The sequence below is a fragment of the Photobacterium damselae genome (assembly GCF_003026815.1).
Classification (GTDB): Bacteria; Pseudomonadota; Gammaproteobacteria; order Enterobacterales; family Vibrionaceae; genus Photobacterium; species Photobacterium damselae.
In genome coordinates this window covers 173636-189584 of record NZ_PYOG01000002.1, presented here as the reverse complement: position 1 = coordinate 189584, position 15949 = coordinate 173636, and the positions used below count along the sequence as shown (strand labels likewise).

Here is a 15949-nt window from a genome sequence, read left to right as displayed (position 1 = left end):
GGTGCGCTATGTTATCACAAACCTAGCGCTATTCCATAAAGAGCAAGCAATCTTGGCCCTGATGTACAATTCTCTTAATGGGGGTCTGAAACACACGATGCAGTAAAGATTCGGTCATAACTTGCTTTGGTGCGCCTTTCGCTACACAAGAACCGTTTTTAAGAACTAACACAGTATCAGCTTCTCGTAGCGTACGATTTAGATCGTGGTTAGCCACCACAACCGCAATACCTTGATCAGCCACTTGGCGTAAAATACGATATAACGCCGCTTCTTGTCCCACATCCAGAGCTGCTGCGGGCTCATCTAAAAGCAATAATTTCGCATCTGGATTAATTCGAGAGTCGACTTGAAGCAGTGCAGTTGCAATTCGAACGCGCTGCCATTCGCCTCCAGATAAAGACTGAATATTACGGGTCAGCTTATCGGAGATATTAAGCTTGTTTGCTATTTCATCAACGGCGGTATTCACCTGTTTATCAGTAAGATCGGCAAACATCGCAATAGTTAAGCTCATATATTGGTAGACCCGCATAGCAAACGCAGGCTTATCTTGTTGAGTTAAATAACTGCGAATATGAGCTAAAGAAGTTAAATCTAATTGAGCTACTGAGCATTCATCTAGAAATACATCACCCTGTCCAATTTCTAGCCCTGATAATAACGACATTACGGTACTTTTTCCGCTGCCGTTAGGACCGATTAAATGAACAATATCCCCTCCTTTAATGGAAAAAGACATGGGTAGTAGCCTAGGCGGTAGTGCTAAATTTTTCGCGTGAAGTAGCATCATTTTGTCTCCGCCTGTGACAGTAACATCCAAATAAATATCGGCGCGCCTAACGTTGTGGTTACCACTCCAACAGGCAAATCGGCAGCGGGTAATACAATGCGCGATAAAGTATCAGCGAACGCTAACAACAACCCACCACACAGAGCAGAAAGTGGTACTAAGAAACGGTTATCTGTCCCTAAGGCCAAACGTAAGATATGTGGAATCACCAAACCAACAAAGCCAATAACCCCACCTAAAGCAACCGAGATCCCAACTAGCAATGAAATCGCCAGAATCAATTTCCATCGCAGCTTAGTAATATCCAATCCCAACTGTTTGGCTTGTAATTCACCCAACATGAGAATGTCGAGCTGACGACCTTGGGTACATAACCAAACAATCATTGGCAATAATAGCACCAGCAGTATCAATTGCTGCCAACTCACTCCCGCAACACTTCCCATTAACCAATACATCAATTGGCGCATAGAAAGATCATCACTGAAATAGAACGACCATGTCACCACCGCTCCCGATAAAATACCAAGAGCAACACCTATGAGTAATAAGCGAGTTGTTGTCACTTTCCTTTGTCGAGAAAGCATGACTAAGATAAACGTAAACAGCAACGCACCCACCATTGCAGTCAACATAGAAATCCATGGCGAAGGTACAACGGGTAAAACAAACATTAGTACCACTAAAGCCAAACTTGCTCCCCCAGAGATACCTAATACGCCAGGTTCAGCTAAAGGGTTCGCTAGCAATACTTGAAGTACCGCACCACTAACAGCTAATGCGGCTCCAATCGATATTGCAGCAATTAAGCGCGGAAGACGAAGTTCTAACAGTAACTGTTTCGCTAAATCACTCTCTGGCGACCATGGAATAATCCAAATTTCCCCTACCGCGAGGGAAAAGAGACAAATAAGAAGCAACAAAACGCCCGCTCCGATAAAGGCCCATCGCCAGCGTGCATTTTGCTTTTGAATTAGATGATTAAGTTGCATGATGTTGATATCTCAAATAAGAGCTACAACAATAACCGCTCTCATTATAAATAGAAAGTATCATGCATCTTAATATTCGGTGATTAGAGGATTTCTTCGATGCTTGTTGGTTTTACTAGCAATACTGCGCGTTGACCAATAGCAACATCTGGGTTTGGAAACACAATCGCTTCGCCACCTTGCTCGATATAAAATTGAGTTTCTCCATCACCACCAATGTGCTCGCCTTCATCAAAGAAAGTAAAATTAGGAACATCAGTTGGAAATAAAAAGAAGAAATCAGAACTTTGCTTTATGAGAGTTCGATTCACACGATAAACAGGCGTTTTATTACTATCCCACTTGGTTTCAACTAATTGAGGCTCTGATACTAATAATCGCATTGCCCGATCAAAATCATCTAGCTGAGTTAAATCATTTCTACCAAGTGGTGCAACTTGACCAAGTTCAATCGTTAAAGCCTGCGCCCCAAAATATTCTGCGCTGTGCCAACTGAATGTTGATGATGGTCGATTTGATAATAAAACCGCATCCAAGTTTGCTTGTTGAATAAACGAGAATAGAGAAGCACTACGTGTCGGCTTATCTGTAAATGGACTCAAAGCAAAACGGTAATGTTGAGATTTTCGGATTGCACAATGTAGATCTAAATGCCAACGTTCAGGTGCAACAGCCGTTGAACGACCATAAAAATTAGAGACAATATCTTGCAGATTATTAGCAATATCACACTCTAGATTTCTTGGTTCGTTTTTCACTTGAAATAAACGGTTAAGGTTCTCTTCAATAAATCGAGTCTGATTATTGATGGCAGTTGGATGAGCAATCATCACCAATAAACGATGTGATAACTCCAATCGTCCAGCCATAATATCGCGGACTAAACGGTCTAATAATTCAATTGGAGAGGTTTCATTACCATGAACACCCGATGACAAAATAATATCTTTAGTTTGAGCGGGTAATTGTGGTGGATTGAACTCTAAAATACCACGATCTAAAGAACGGCATAAGATACCAGATGGTAAGGTCCACTCTTCTTGAGTAAACGGTAAGGACATATCACAAGTCGCGGCTAACCACTGACCTCTTTGAACCCAATCTGTATATGTCATGATACTTTCTCCCATTTACAATTGTGCTGACTTATTATTTTTATACCCGAAGACATCAAGACATTTTTTAGTGAACAATCTCCGTAATGATGCCTCAGTAATGACTTAGGTATGGTTAAAACACCATACGTGACGAAAGTGTTAATTCCTATTATTTTATGTTCTAACTGTGTCACAGAGCAGAACATAGATAATAAAAAACCCAAGTAGAACAACTTAATCTACTTGGGCTTTGCTTTCGTTATTGAAAAACTACTTGAAATTACTTTTTAACTTCTAGCTTTTCTACACGAGCTTTTAGTTTTTGACCAGGACGGAATGTTACAACGCGACGAGCTGTAATCGGAATATCTTCCCCGGTTTTAGGATTACGACCAGGTCTCTCGTTTTTGTCTCGCAAATCAAAGTTACCAAAACCTGATAATTTAACTTGCTCACCATTTTCTAGAGCCTTACGAACTTCTTCAAAGAAGACTTCCACCGTATCCTTGGCGTCCCGTTTGCTTAATCCAACATTCTCAAACAGGTTCTCAGCCAAATCGGCTTTTGTGAGCGCCATAGATAACTCCCTCAAGACTATGTTGAATGAACACGTTATACCCTAATGCTATTATTGTGCATTTAAGCTACACAAAGTAACCGGGTAAAACACGACGAATCTTTATTGTTAATTCGAGTGTGATACATCATAGAATCAATACGCATCGGGACGACATTGATTCACTCGAGCTTAACTCAAAGACAAGTTTAAGCCAACTTGCTGATTTCCGCCAACTTTTTTACGTTAGCTAACTGTCAAATCATTGATATTTTCGCTTTATCCCTTAGGGTATACATAAGCAAACAAAGGCATAAAAGACACCATTTATAGATTATTAATCCAATATAACCACAACATCTAGATTAATCATCCAATATAATAGTAATAATCAATAAGTTAATCTTAGATAAAAAAATTTAAAAAAAACCAGAGATAGCTCAAAAAAAAAGCAGTCCGATGGACTGCTTTATGAAAACAAAGACTTAAACAGAACTTTGTATAAGAATAAATCGTTGGCTAACCCAACGCTTTATCCATGTATTAATCGCGAAGCGAAGCACCAAACTGCTCTGAAAGAACAGCTACGATACTTTCTACTGCGCCAGAAATATCAGCTTCTTCTAACGTGCGCTCAGCAGATTGAAGTGTCAATGCAATTGCAAGGCTCTTCTTACCTTCTTCAACGCCTTTACCGCGGTATACGTCAAATAGGTTCACATCTTTTAGTAGCTCGCCACCGTTTGCACGACATGCTTCAACAACTGCACCAGCAGATACAGCGTCATCCACTACTACTGCGATATCACGACGGTTCGCAGGGAACTTAGAAATAGCAACCGCTTCAGGAAGCATACGAGTATTGATAGCATCCCACTCGATTTCAAACATTACAGTACGACCGTTTAGACCAAACTTGCGCTCAAGCTCTGGGTGAACTGTACCGATGAAACCAACTTCTTTGCCATCAACAACGATTGCTGCTGTTTGACCTGGGTGTAGTGCTGGGTGCTTAGCAGGTACAAAGCTAAATGCCGCTTCGTTTGCTGTTAGCTCAAGTACTGCTTCTAGATCACCTTTAAGATCGAAGAAATCAACGGTGTTAGTTGCAATATCCCAGTGCTCTTCACTGCGAGTACCAGCAATAATACCAGCAAGCATCATCTCTTGACGCATACCGTTTTCTGCTGACTCTTCAGGAATAAAGCGAAGACCTGATTCAAATAAACGCACGCGTGGTTGCTGACGTTTCTGGTTAAATACAACCGTATTTAGTAGACCAGTCCATAGGCTTACACGCATTGCTGACATTTCCGCTGAAATTGGGAAAGGCAGAATCAATGGTTCGATTTCGGGTGCAATCAGTTTTTGCTGCTGTGGTTCAACAAAGCTATAAGTAATCGCTTCGTGGTAGCCACGGTCAACTAGAAGATCACGTACACGCTTAAGCGGCAGATTTGCTTCTTTGTGCGTATTCATGCTTAGCGCAGCAACAGGAGATTGGTTTGGAATATTGTTGTAACCGTAGATACGACCAACTTCTTCCACCAAATCTTCTTCGATTGCAAGGTCAAAACGCCATGCAGGAGCAACTGCTTTCCAGCCTGCGTCTGTTGTTTCAACATCACAACCAAGACGAGTTAGGATCTCAACCACTTCTTCAGAAGCAATCTCATGACCTAATAGCGCATCAAGTTTTGTGCGACGTAGCTCAATTGTTTTTGCTTTCGGTAGATCAGCTTCAGATTCAGCTTCTACGATAGGCGCTACTTCACCACCACAAATCTCAGCTAGAAGTGCTGTTGCGCGCTCCATTGCTTTGATTTGAAGCGTTGCGTCAACACCACGCTCAAAACGGTGAGAAGAATCAGTGTGTAGACCATAGCTACGAGCACGACCGCGAATCGCGTCAGGTGCAAAGAATGCACACTCAAGCAACACATCTTTTGTTTCAGCTGTTACGCCAGATTGCTCACCACCGAAGATACCTGCAATTGCAAGTGCTTTAGCTTGGTCTGCAATCACTAAAGTATCGCTATTAAGCTCTGCTTCAGTGCCGTCTAGAAGAGTCAGTTTTTCGCCCTGCTCTGCCATACGAACAACGATGCCACCGTCGATCTTAGCAAGATCGAATGCATGCATTGGCTGACCTAGCTCAAGCATCACATAGTTAGTCACATCAACAACTGGATCGATTGAACGAATACCACAACGACGCAGTTTTTCTTGCATCCATAATGGCGTTGCAGCTGCAACATTAACATTACGAACAACACGACCTAGGTAACGAGGACACGCAGCTGGCGCTTTAACATCGATAGCAATGGTATCAGCAGCAGTTGGCTCAACAACGTTAAACTCAGGAGCTGTTACTTCAGCACGGTTTAGAACACCAACTTCACGAGCTAGACCAGCAATGCTTAGACAGTCAGAACGGTTAGCCGTTAGGTCTACATCGATAGTCACATCGTTAAGTGCTAGGTATTCACGGAAATCCATACCAAGAACAACGTCTTCTGGTAGTTCCATGATGCCGTTAGATTCAACATCAATACCTAGCTCAGAGAATGAACATAGCATACCGTGAGATGGCTGGCCGCGTAGCTTCGCTTTCTTGATTTTGAAATCACCAGGAAGTACAGCACCTACTGTAGCAACTGCTACTTTTAGGCCTTGACGACAGTTTGGCGCACCACAAACGATATCAAGCAGTTCTTCTGCACCGATATCAACTTTAGTAACGCGAAGTTTGTCAGCATCTGGGTGCTGACCACATTCAACAACGTGACCAATTTTAACGCCAGTGAATACACCAGCCACAGGATCAACGCTATCTACTTCCAAACCAGCCATTGTGATCTGGTGAGCTAGCTCTTCGCTGTTTACTGCAGGATTAACCCACTCACGTAGCCAAGATTCAGAAAATTTCATAGTTTCTAGCCCCTAATGCTTACTTGAACTGTTTAAGAAAACGAAGATCGTTCTCAAAGAATGCACGTAGATCGTTAACACCGTAACGAAGCATAGTTAGACGCTCAACGCCCATACCAAATGCAAAGCCTGAGTATTTTTCAGGATCGATGTTTACAGAACGAAGTACATTAGGGTGAACCATGCCACAACCTAGAACTTCTAACCATTTGCCATTCTTACCTTTTACGTCAACTTCAGCTGAAGGCTCAGTAAATGGGAAGTAAGAAGGACGGAAACGGATTTCTAGATCTTCTTCGAAGAAGTTACATAGGAAATCGTGAATGATGCCTTTTAGCTGAGCAAAGTTCACGTTTTCGTCTACCAACATACCTTCAACCTGATGGAACATTGGAGTATGTGTTTGGTCGTAGTCGTTACGGTATACACGGCCAGGAGCAATAAAGCGTAGTGGTGGCTGATTTTGCTCCATAGTACGGATCTGAACACCAGATGTATGTGTACGAAGCATCAATTCTGGGTTAAAGAAGAATGTATCGTGGTCCGTACGTGCAGGGTGATCTTCTGCAATGTTTAGCGCATCGAAGTTGTGGAATGCATCTTCAATCTCAGGACCAGCTTCTGTTGTAAAGCCTAGCTCACCAAAGAAGCTCTCAATACGTTCGATAGTACGAGTTACAGGGTGAATACCACCATTCTCGATACGACGACCTGGTAGTGAAACATCGATAGTTTCTGCTGCAAGTTTTGCTTCAAGCTCTGCACGTTGAAGAGCATCTTTGCGCTCAACAAGCAGAGTTTGAACAACTTGCTTAGCTTTGTTAATTTCCTGACCTGCAGTACGGCGTTCTTCAGGTGGTAGCTTACCTAGGCTTTGAAGCTGAAGGGTTAGCTCGCCTTTTTTACCTAAAAACTGTACGCGGACTTCGTCCAGAGCGACTAATGAATCAGCCTGCTCAATAGCTGCCGTTGCGTTGGCAATAATCTCGTCTAGATGTTGCATCGTTTCCTCATCCACCTATTCGTGGCGTCCATTAGGGAGATATAAAAATCGCATAACGATACATAGTAATGAAAGCTGAGTCTAAATCCAAATTGAATCGTACTAAAACCGCAGATTTGAACGAAAAAAAAACGCTTTTAACCCATAAGATCCCAGACCCAAATTAAATTTTGCGAACTTTGAATGAGGCCGAACCTTTTACTACTCATTTTTTACCATTCAATTTTGCACTTTTTTCTATTTTCAAATGCGGCATTTAGCGGTAAATTACCCACTTGCTTGAATTTGGGAGTTAGTAAAATGCAAAACAAAGATGTCGCAGCATTAATTAAAATGAGTACATTTGCTGCAGTGTTATGCGCAATCTTATTAGTTATGGGTAACGTAGGTTTAACCTCTTCACTACCAGTTTTTGTGATGAACCACGTTAATATTATCCATGTAGGTTTCTACCTAGTCTTTAATGCCATGTTTATTGGCTTGCTTGGTCTTATGGTATTTAACCGCCAAAAAGCTGTTCGTAAACAAGCGATGCAAAAAGCAACCGCATAATTTACGATATCAGTCATAAATGATTTCATAAGCCCTACTTTTCGCTCAACGTAGGGCTTTTTAGTATCTATCGCTGCCTAAATTAAATTTCGTTTTTATGTGTGGGTGTAGAGGTGAGATTTTTCTGGGTAGAAGATTGATAGTTCGTTCTATCTAGGCTGTTAAGTATTAGGAAAAGTAGGGATAACGCCGCATTAAGGTGTGAGCAACGTGCCCACGAAACGCAACCAGACCACCATAAAAACTGAACTCAACGATAGAATGAAAAATGCCAAGCGTTGAGAATCACTCTTAAATGCTTTGTTATATGGTTGGTAGTGCCATAAAAATGCATCAATAATTGAATTTATCTACACTAAATCGACATAGTTGGCTCTTGTTGATGAAGAATGAAGATGGATAGCGAGAACTAACAGGCTTGAAACCATACTTTATACAAAAGCCCATTAGATATGCATTTCCAATATCTTCAAACGCAATAATGTTCCAAGGGGATTTTTCGGACACATAGTTTTAGTAATGACTTCAGCACACCTTGATTCTGAAGCTCATCCTCCAAATATACGCTAGCGATAGTTAAACAAGGCTCACTAATGTCATTGGTATAGTTTCTAAAAAGCAGCTTAATTCCTTCGGATTCAAAATCCCAATCTTTCCAAAGGGTTGGCGCTCCTTCCTGCAATTTAAACCAACGTTTTATCTGCTTCTTAATAGTTGGTTTTTCACGTAACTGCCACATTTTAAAATCGATAGTCTTCACTGAATTACCTCGGAGTTGAACCGCAATAAGCGTTACAGGCCCGTTTGATTGCCTTATTAACTCTCTGAACCGCGAATCCCCTGTATAAAGAACACGTGCCCATAATTATTATTTAGTTTATTTTCTTTGTAAGTATCTTTTATTAAAGAACCTATCCCTATAGGATTCAATATCGTAGGAGATGGTAAGTTACCCAAGAAACCCGTAAGAAATGTTTTTAAAATATTAGGTTTTGATTCAGAAACAAGCTTCCAAAGATCAGATTGAACCTTATTCACTAATGCTTCATTAACATCAGGATTTGATCGAGCTAAATCAAATACAACCTTTCGAAAAGCATGAATATATTTATCACTTCTCAGATCAATGATTTCGTCCCAAGATAAAGCATCGAAATCAGGAACCAATATATCACTATTGAATAAATTATGGCATTCAATACCTTGATGTGAATATTCATTTGAAAGCGCCCTACCGACTATTGGAGCATAACTTGGAACTAGTTCAACCCCTTCTCTCAATAGCAATTGATTGATACCTAAATCCGTACTCAAATCACCGTACAACTCTTTGACGTCATCAATGTTATATGCGTATGAATCATCATCCAAACCATTTATGCGGCGAATTTCTTGATGACAGAAGTCACCAATTCTATTATTTACTGACTCATCAACAACTGTATGAACATCTGATTCAAATTGGTTCACATCACTAACTAAATCCCAGCAATCTACAAAAATATTACAGAATGCTTTATTTTTACCAAGTGACTTCCTATCTGATAACGTCTCCCCTGAGTTAATTAGCATCGATACACACTCACCTAAGCTGCTCGCCATTTCTCCCGGCCCAATGCCTACACCTCGGCGATTAAAAATCACGTGATCATAGAGAAGAGCGTATCTTTTCATTACTCCCTCACAAGATATATTCTCTCGATGAAAATTCCAGATACTAGATATTGATGATGCTACGTACATAAGTTTCCTTTGAGAGTTAACACCCTGTTAAGGTGTGAGCGACGCAATACCTAAGCTGCCGCATAGTAATAATGACACGCGTTGTGAATCACTTTTAAACAGTTTGGTGAACGTCATCGAGTTACGAAGCTGTTTAGCTGCCTGAGTAGCAGAAAGTCATCGGGAGCGATAACGTTGATTCCTTTCTCAGGGTCAAAAAAGTACTGAGCAACTCGAGCATGATTGAACGTATTAACATCAAGTGGATACTCTGCAAAAGGGTTATGGAGTATATGTAAGCCATCAGCGATTTCTTCCTTATACTCAGCTTTAATTGTATTACGAATTTCTGGCATAATGCTGTCGCCTTTGGGTAAGTGAAATGTGTGGTATACACTCATTGCGTCAGGGTTATCAGCAAGTGCTCGAATTTTTCCCCAAGTGGCTAACGAGCTATAAATTACTGCACTTACATCTTTGTACTCATCTGAGGTAAACAGACCTACAGGAATTGATGCATTTTCGTTTTTAACTACTGCCTCAACAGGATACTTAATCAACTCATTAGCCCCCATTGCGATAGTCGTTTCCTCATCCACATACAACCCATATAAAACAGCTATAATTCCGCGATTAACCGCAAAATGGGAAAATGGTCGGTCAAAGGAAGCTAAGCCAATTACATAGGGTTTGTTTTTAACATGCGGCAAATCAGAGTAGCTGGTCCTGAACTTCTTAATTTTGGACGATAAGCTATTAGAAATCCTGATTGCTGATTGCTGGTTGAACTCAGCAAAGTCCATCTGAGCAAACAATTGTGTATGCCCTACGGGTGCTTCTTCGCCTTGAGGCGGGGCTGCAATAGTAGCTTCAAGCGTGATATGCCTATCCAATTTAGTTACAAAATCTGGCGCATGATGAGAAAAATCAGTTTGAGCACCAAGATCTTTTAAAAATGCATACAGATAAAGCTCCCACATAGATGATTCAAAAGTCGTTTGAAATTCATAAGTAAACTTCCCATCTCGATCCTTGAAACCTTGCGCCCAAGATGTGAGAACATCTCGTTCTGGCTTGAACTGCTCTTGCAGCATCATTTTGAACAAGGGATGTTGCTTTTCATCTTTAGCAATTGGTGTAAATAAATCTAACATGATTCCTCGATATAAAAATGATGCTTAAAGCCCTGTTAGGGCTGCAGCAACTACACGGTGAAACCACACTTTAAACAGCGCTCACCGCCATAGTTTTCATTGTAACTAAGCCCTAGACTACTACCGCACTCTGGGCAATAGTCTGAATTATCGAGTGTCCCCCATTCCCACGTATCTTCATATTCGGGGATCCCATGCCTGTCATAACCTATCAATTCACCTGCGCTAGATTGTTTTGCAATGTAACTACAGTGACTATGTGCTTTTAATAAGTCGAGTACAATTTCATGGTTTATTTCAAACCACTCCCCAATTACACGTTGATCTTTGTGCTTCTGATGTAGTTGTGTTTCAAGCTCACGATCAGTACCACTGTCAATCCAGCCCATTAATGCAAGTCGTCTCGAATTCCCCGTTTGCAAAGCTTTTAGACGTTTAATTGGATCTTTGCTAATTCCGATTTTAATCCGCTGGTTAATTAAGTCTTCGTTTTCGATAATAAAATACAGTGCCATAATTTCCTTGTAGCCCTAACAGGGTATTATAAATATTCTTACTTTCGCTCAATAATATACTCATAAAATATCCTTATCATACTCGATATAATCTTTATATATTATGAAGTTAATAGCACTTTTTATACCGAACGCTTTAGATAGGATGTGAAACTACGAAATGTATTTATCAGTCTTATTCAATACAAAACGAAATTTAAATCATTTAATTTTCAATTAGTAGCGATAAAATCACCATTTTTATGGTGACTGTTTATATACACAACAAGTAAAACTAAACCAAAATCACATTAATAAGTTATGAATGAGTATTTGATCTAACATGTTTTGGACAATTTTAACTAGCCATGGAATGTCATTTCTGAGTTAGCTCGTTGTTGGACAATTATTAGTTTCGGAAAATCGAACATTAGCAATTCATGAATAACTTTTTATAAGGCAAATATTGCCAGTTAATACGCCTTCGTACTGTACAGTGCGCACTTTGCTGCTTTTATGTTAAATGTAACTTATTGAATTATATCGGATATCGTAAATTAGATACTATTAATGACGACATTATCATTAATCACAAATAAGGATATATGGCGTTATGGCTAGGGAAATGACTAAAAACTATTATTTCCGTAAATTTCAATGTGGATTATCAAAAAAAGATACGGCTGAACTATGTTTTAAAAGTGTGAGAACAGTCACTCGGTGGGATTCTGGAAACCGATACCGCCAGAGTGTCGTAGACTAATGAAACTTCATAAAGGGCTAGAATTGTCAGCGCTAGATTCAAATTGGAAAGGGTGGGCAGTTAAAAAAGGCTATTTAACCAATGAAAGAGGTGTTGTATTAACGCCTGAGCAAATATTAACGGGTTTTGCACTTATAGAAATAGGCTCAAAAAATGATCGTAATATTCAGAGAGAAATAATTAGAATTGCAAGATTATTAAAAACATTAATAAAATAAAAGAATAAATATCATAAAAGCCCCATTTGGGGCTTTAATTAAGAGTTAGAACTGAGCTTGCAACGCGTCGCTCATTACCTACAAGAGTTGTATAAAAACGTTGTTCAACGCCATAGATAAAGTTTTTAAGCTTAATCTCATCATCAATAATAAATTTATTATTGGCATATGTGATTTCAGGATAATAAGACTGTATATAATTAGTAATAACTGCTCTATCATTTACTCCAAAACTTGCAAGCTTTTCATGAGCTAAAGCAATTTTCTTCCTATTAGGAATACCTACTTTAAAATTAGCAGGATTATCAACATGAATAAGATCATCTTGTAAGAAACTTATAACTTCATGATCAGTTGCTTCACGATATAAGCTATCAATACCAGTAAAAATTACACTAATACGTGACAAATCCTTAAAGAACAGTTTATTAGTACTAATTTGATAAACAGCATCTGGTACATCATTTAAAGTAATAATATTACCATTTGGAATAAATGAAGCATCATTAACATTGAAGAACTTTTTTCTTACATAATTAGATGTTACAAGCTTCTGATAATATTTAAAGTCACCTTCTTTAACACATAAATATTTTGCAGAAGAAAAATGGTTAGGAGATAACTGAACATAGTCAGCAGGAACAACGGTTTGAACATCAATAAATTCATCTTTGAAATTTGTTGTATTGAAGTTATCAATAAAAAACCATTCACCATCATCTAATTTATGAGTAGGAGTATAAGCAATACAATCTGTTAAGTCTTGAATTGTATATATTTCTGCATTATGGCTAATTGCCAAATGAAGAGGTAAAGAACGACCTCGGCTGTGACCGGGTTTAACTAAAAGTAAGCTCATTATTATTTTTCCATATCGAGGTAAGTATACTCATTTATTTTTTTTACTTTTCCTGAAGTAAATCTTAAAGGATCTTTTATCGTCTTTTTTGTTATAAGTATAATTTTTACGCCATTTTTCGTTGTGACGTAGAAAAAGTTATAACCAAATAATAAAAATATAGGGTTAAAAAAAGATATTCTTGAACAATAAATAAATATCGCCATTATAAAAAAAACATACAAAAAAGAATGTAAATTTATTGGTTTATCATAAGATGCAGCACTCAAAGCCACAAAGAAATAACCAAGATAACTAGGTAGAAATGAATCGTTTGCTATTTCAATGGATTCAAAAGAATCAACTGGGAAATCTAAATCATGAATAAACCTAGCTATAAATAATGTTATAACACTGAAAACAATAACGATGAAAAAATAAGTCGAAATAGATTGTAAAAAATTAAAAGTATAACTAAATATTTTAATCTTATAATCTGATGCCACTAAATAAACAGAGAAAGACAGCAGTAACGAGCTAAATGTTAAAAGTAAACGAAAAAAAACAGCCATAAATTTTCCTGTTTGGTGATACTGTCCTTTATATGTAGCATTTTTACCCTAAATACTCATTTATTACTACCGAAATACTTGAATAATTATGTCTTACTTTTAATGTAATTAATAGACATGATGCATAATTATACGTATAGACAATAAGTCATTTTATATAGAAAATAGACAATGATGTGCATTAATTCATACATACCTAGCTGTGTATACACTGAAAGTACACAATGCAACAAATGGTTACAAATAGAAATAATATTAATATAAAAGAAAATTCAATCACGTATCACACCAATCAATACGTTTAATAGTTTTACCCAGTTGATGTTTAGCAATTCTCTTGGCATAACCCAAAATAACTAACTCTTCACCTAAAGAAGAACCATCGATAAGAACATCAGCATGATAAACAAAGTATTTACCTCTACGCATATTTGTGAGGGCTATGCGTGCAGGAATTTTCTTTAAGCGACTATTGATATAGATAAGTGCTTTCATAGCTAAAAGCTTTTCTTCATCGCATTCACCGTGTATTGATGGTGAATCAAAACCTAAAAGCGTTACATAAACCCCTCGACCTGTAACATCAGGAAAGCTTGGAATATCAACTTTTAAAATATTAGGATGCTCAAACTTCAATACTGTTGCTGTAAAGATCTCATCATCTGATGCGAAACTGTTAAAAGATGAGAGTAAAATAAGGGCATACATCAAATATTTCATATCATGAACTCTTAAGAAGATTATCAAGATAACTTTAATTGATTGGTTGCTATGAAAAAATCTATAAGGAGAGTAATTTAGAGCCACAACAAATAAAGCATGTAACTGAGCCTAACTTTTCTATCTAAGCACCATTTACCTTTCACCCCGTATTACATCTCGGGGATTAACAGCCAACAGCATGGGAAGAATCGATAACTTTTAGTATTGCAAAAAACCGTGAACAGGGTGTGAATGAGTAAAAAGTCTAGTCAATAATGGGGCAAAAATAAGTTTGCTAACATCACCCTATTCAATCTCTATCGAAGAAAAAACAACAAACCATATAACAACAGAGCTTTCTTTCAGTTAATCCACATAAACTTAAATATTAACGTGTTAGGTACAGGGTACATTTTGTCTCCCACCTATACATCTTGATACATAGTCGTGACAGAGTTTTTATTCTCTTAAGTTATAGAATAGAGCTTATTAATTCATTATAAATAAGCCATGTCATCTCTTCATTCTTCTACTTATAAACAGCTTTGTATTTTGTCACAAAATCTCCATGCAGATAGCACTGGATTTAAAAAAGTACGCCAAGATGTACGTTTTAAATTCTGGGGATTAATGCACCAAAAAACCATTAAGAATCTGCTTCAAACGTTTGATAATGAAACACTATCACCTGTTTTATCAATTCACCCAAAAATCATAAAAAAGCCATTTAAATCCTATATCTGCGCAAAATGGAACACTCAGCGTCGGGTGAGTTCGGTTCAACAACATTTCCAGTTTCTACAACATAATTTCCATGCCGATGCACTCCCTGCTATTTTTACCGCTGATGGCTACCAACTTGCTGAAGTGACTGATCAAGAAGAAAATATTTATCGTCTGTTTATTAATCGAGGTCAGCAGCGAGAAGGTTCTTTAGGATTATCGTTACTCGATAGCGAAGGGAATCGAGTTTACGCAACCACCGTAAACTTTGAAACGACACCCTATCGAACTATGTATATTGGCGTTATTCAGGGGCCTAATGAAGGCATCGAAAATCGTCAGCAAGTCATTAAAAGTCTTACTAAGAGTTGTCATGGATTACGCCCTAAGGCTTTGATTTTAGAGTTTGCTTTAATGCTTGCCCGATGTCTTAACGTTACTCACATATATGGTATTAGTAATCAAGGTCATATTTATAAGTCATGGCGTTATATCGGTCGAAAACGCAGTAGTATTGTTACTTTTGATTACGATGCTTATTGGCAGGAATATGGAGCAATTCAAATTGATAAGAGCTTTTATCTTGTTCCAACTCAGCCAGAACGAAAAGACCTGAGTCAATTAAATCGTAATAAGAGAAAGCTCTATACCAAACGTTATGCTTGGCTAGATGAATTAGAGCAAAGCTTTTGCCAGAACTTAACCCCTCTCAAAAAGTAATTATTCTATTTATTGAGATAATAACTAAATACTATCTACTATGATTCCACCAGCTTAAAATCAATTTGGATATATAGAAGGTATAAAAAAGGTCAGCATTTTCGCTGACCTTTTATTAT

At 38.2% G+C, this 15949-nt stretch carries 16 protein-coding genes; 3 read left to right on the top strand and 13 right to left on the bottom strand.

Going from position 1 to position 15949, the window contains the following annotated elements; translation table 11 throughout:
* Positions 1 to 28: 28 nt before the first annotated feature.
* The 6 genes from btuD to pheS all read right to left on the bottom strand — a co-directional run bounded on the left by btuD (position 29) and on the right by pheS (position 7372).
* On the bottom strand, positions 29 to 790 hold the full coding sequence (gene btuD, locus CTN07_RS03760) for a vitamin B12 ABC transporter ATP-binding protein BtuD (RefSeq protein WP_036764943.1): 762 nt from the start codon (positions 788 to 790) through the stop codon (positions 29 to 31).
* Positions 790 to 1785, bottom strand: a complete 996-nt coding sequence (btuC, locus tag CTN07_RS03755) for a vitamin B12 ABC transporter permease BtuC (protein WP_005298881.1) — start codon at positions 1783 to 1785, stop codon at positions 790 to 792. The genes btuD and btuC overlap by 1 nt, the downstream gene beginning before the upstream one ends.
* 83 nt (positions 1786 to 1868) lie before the next feature.
* Positions 1869 to 2900: a succinylglutamate desuccinylase gene (locus CTN07_RS03750; RefSeq protein ID WP_005298880.1), complete on the bottom strand. Its 1032-nt coding sequence runs from the start codon at positions 2898 to 2900 to the stop codon at positions 1869 to 1871.
* Between the two features lie 262 nt (positions 2901 to 3162).
* Entirely contained in the window at positions 3163 to 3459 is a 297-nt protein-coding gene (ihfA, locus tag CTN07_RS03745) for an integration host factor subunit alpha (RefSeq protein ID WP_036763671.1), read from the bottom strand.
* Between the two features lie 522 nt (positions 3460 to 3981).
* Positions 3982 to 6369: a phenylalanine--tRNA ligase subunit beta gene (pheT, locus tag CTN07_RS03740; RefSeq protein ID WP_005298876.1), complete on the bottom strand. Its 2388-nt coding sequence runs from the start codon at positions 6367 to 6369 to the stop codon at positions 3982 to 3984.
* A 19-nt stretch (positions 6370 to 6388) separates the two neighbouring features.
* Positions 6389 to 7372, bottom strand: coding sequence for a phenylalanine--tRNA ligase subunit alpha (gene pheS, locus CTN07_RS03735; protein WP_005298874.1), 984 nt, complete (start codon positions 7370 to 7372; stop codon positions 6389 to 6391).
* Positions 7373 to 7672: 300 nt separating this feature from the next.
* On the opposite strand from pheS, the gene CTN07_RS03730 reads away from it, so the two are divergent.
* Positions 7673 to 7924, top strand: a complete 252-nt coding sequence (locus CTN07_RS03730) for a hypothetical protein (protein ID WP_005298872.1) — start codon at positions 7673 to 7675, stop codon at positions 7922 to 7924.
* A gap of 469 nt (positions 7925 to 8393) precedes the next feature.
* Here CTN07_RS03730 and CTN07_RS03725 read toward each other — a convergent pair whose 3' ends face one another.
* The 4 genes from CTN07_RS03725 to CTN07_RS03710 all read right to left on the bottom strand — a co-directional run bounded on the left by CTN07_RS03725 (position 8394) and on the right by CTN07_RS03710 (position 11315).
* The gene (locus tag CTN07_RS03725) at positions 8394 to 8684 is read right to left on the bottom strand and encodes a hypothetical protein (RefSeq protein WP_036763667.1); all 291 of its coding nucleotides are present in this window, start codon (positions 8682 to 8684) and stop codon (positions 8394 to 8396) included.
* Between the two features lie 56 nt (positions 8685 to 8740).
* Positions 8741 to 9598: a hypothetical protein gene (locus CTN07_RS03720; RefSeq protein WP_036763665.1), complete on the bottom strand. Its 858-nt coding sequence runs from the start codon at positions 9596 to 9598 to the stop codon at positions 8741 to 8743.
* A gap of 182 nt (positions 9599 to 9780) precedes the next feature.
* The gene (locus tag CTN07_RS03715; RefSeq protein ID WP_005298868.1) at positions 9781 to 10800 is read right to left on the bottom strand and encodes a hypothetical protein; all 1020 of its coding nucleotides are present in this window, start codon (positions 10798 to 10800) and stop codon (positions 9781 to 9783) included.
* Between the two features lie 50 nt (positions 10801 to 10850).
* The gene (locus CTN07_RS03710; RefSeq protein ID WP_036763662.1) at positions 10851 to 11315 is read right to left on the bottom strand and encodes a GIY-YIG nuclease family protein; all 465 of its coding nucleotides are present in this window, start codon (positions 11313 to 11315) and stop codon (positions 10851 to 10853) included.
* A 741-nt stretch (positions 11316 to 12056) separates the two neighbouring features.
* On the opposite strand from CTN07_RS03710, the gene CTN07_RS03705 reads away from it, so the two are divergent.
* Positions 12057 to 12275, top strand: coding sequence for a hypothetical protein (locus CTN07_RS03705; RefSeq protein ID WP_050787752.1), 219 nt, complete (start codon positions 12057 to 12059; stop codon positions 12273 to 12275).
* 34 nt (positions 12276 to 12309) lie between these two features.
* Here the strand turns inward: CTN07_RS03705 and CTN07_RS03700 are convergent, their stop codons facing one another.
* From CTN07_RS03700 to CTN07_RS03690, 3 genes are all read right to left on the bottom strand, one after another.
* Complete coding sequence (locus CTN07_RS03700; RefSeq protein ID WP_005298866.1) at positions 12310 to 13134, bottom strand: hypothetical protein; 825 nt, start codon at positions 13132 to 13134, stop codon at positions 12310 to 12312.
* 2 nt (positions 13135 to 13136) lie between these two features.
* Positions 13137 to 13685: a KwaA family protein gene (locus CTN07_RS03695; RefSeq protein ID WP_005298864.1), complete on the bottom strand. Its 549-nt coding sequence runs from the start codon at positions 13683 to 13685 to the stop codon at positions 13137 to 13139.
* Positions 13686 to 13961: 276 nt separating this feature from the next.
* The gene (locus tag CTN07_RS03690; RefSeq protein ID WP_036763659.1) at positions 13962 to 14405 is read right to left on the bottom strand and encodes a thermonuclease family protein; all 444 of its coding nucleotides are present in this window, start codon (positions 14403 to 14405) and stop codon (positions 13962 to 13964) included.
* A gap of 492 nt (positions 14406 to 14897) precedes the next feature.
* Between CTN07_RS03690 and CTN07_RS03685 the strand changes: the two genes are divergently transcribed.
* On the top strand, positions 14898 to 15830 hold the full coding sequence (locus tag CTN07_RS03685; protein ID WP_005298862.1) for a VirK/YbjX family protein: 933 nt from the start codon (positions 14898 to 14900) through the stop codon (positions 15828 to 15830).
* Positions 15831 to 15949: the final 119 nt, after the last annotated feature.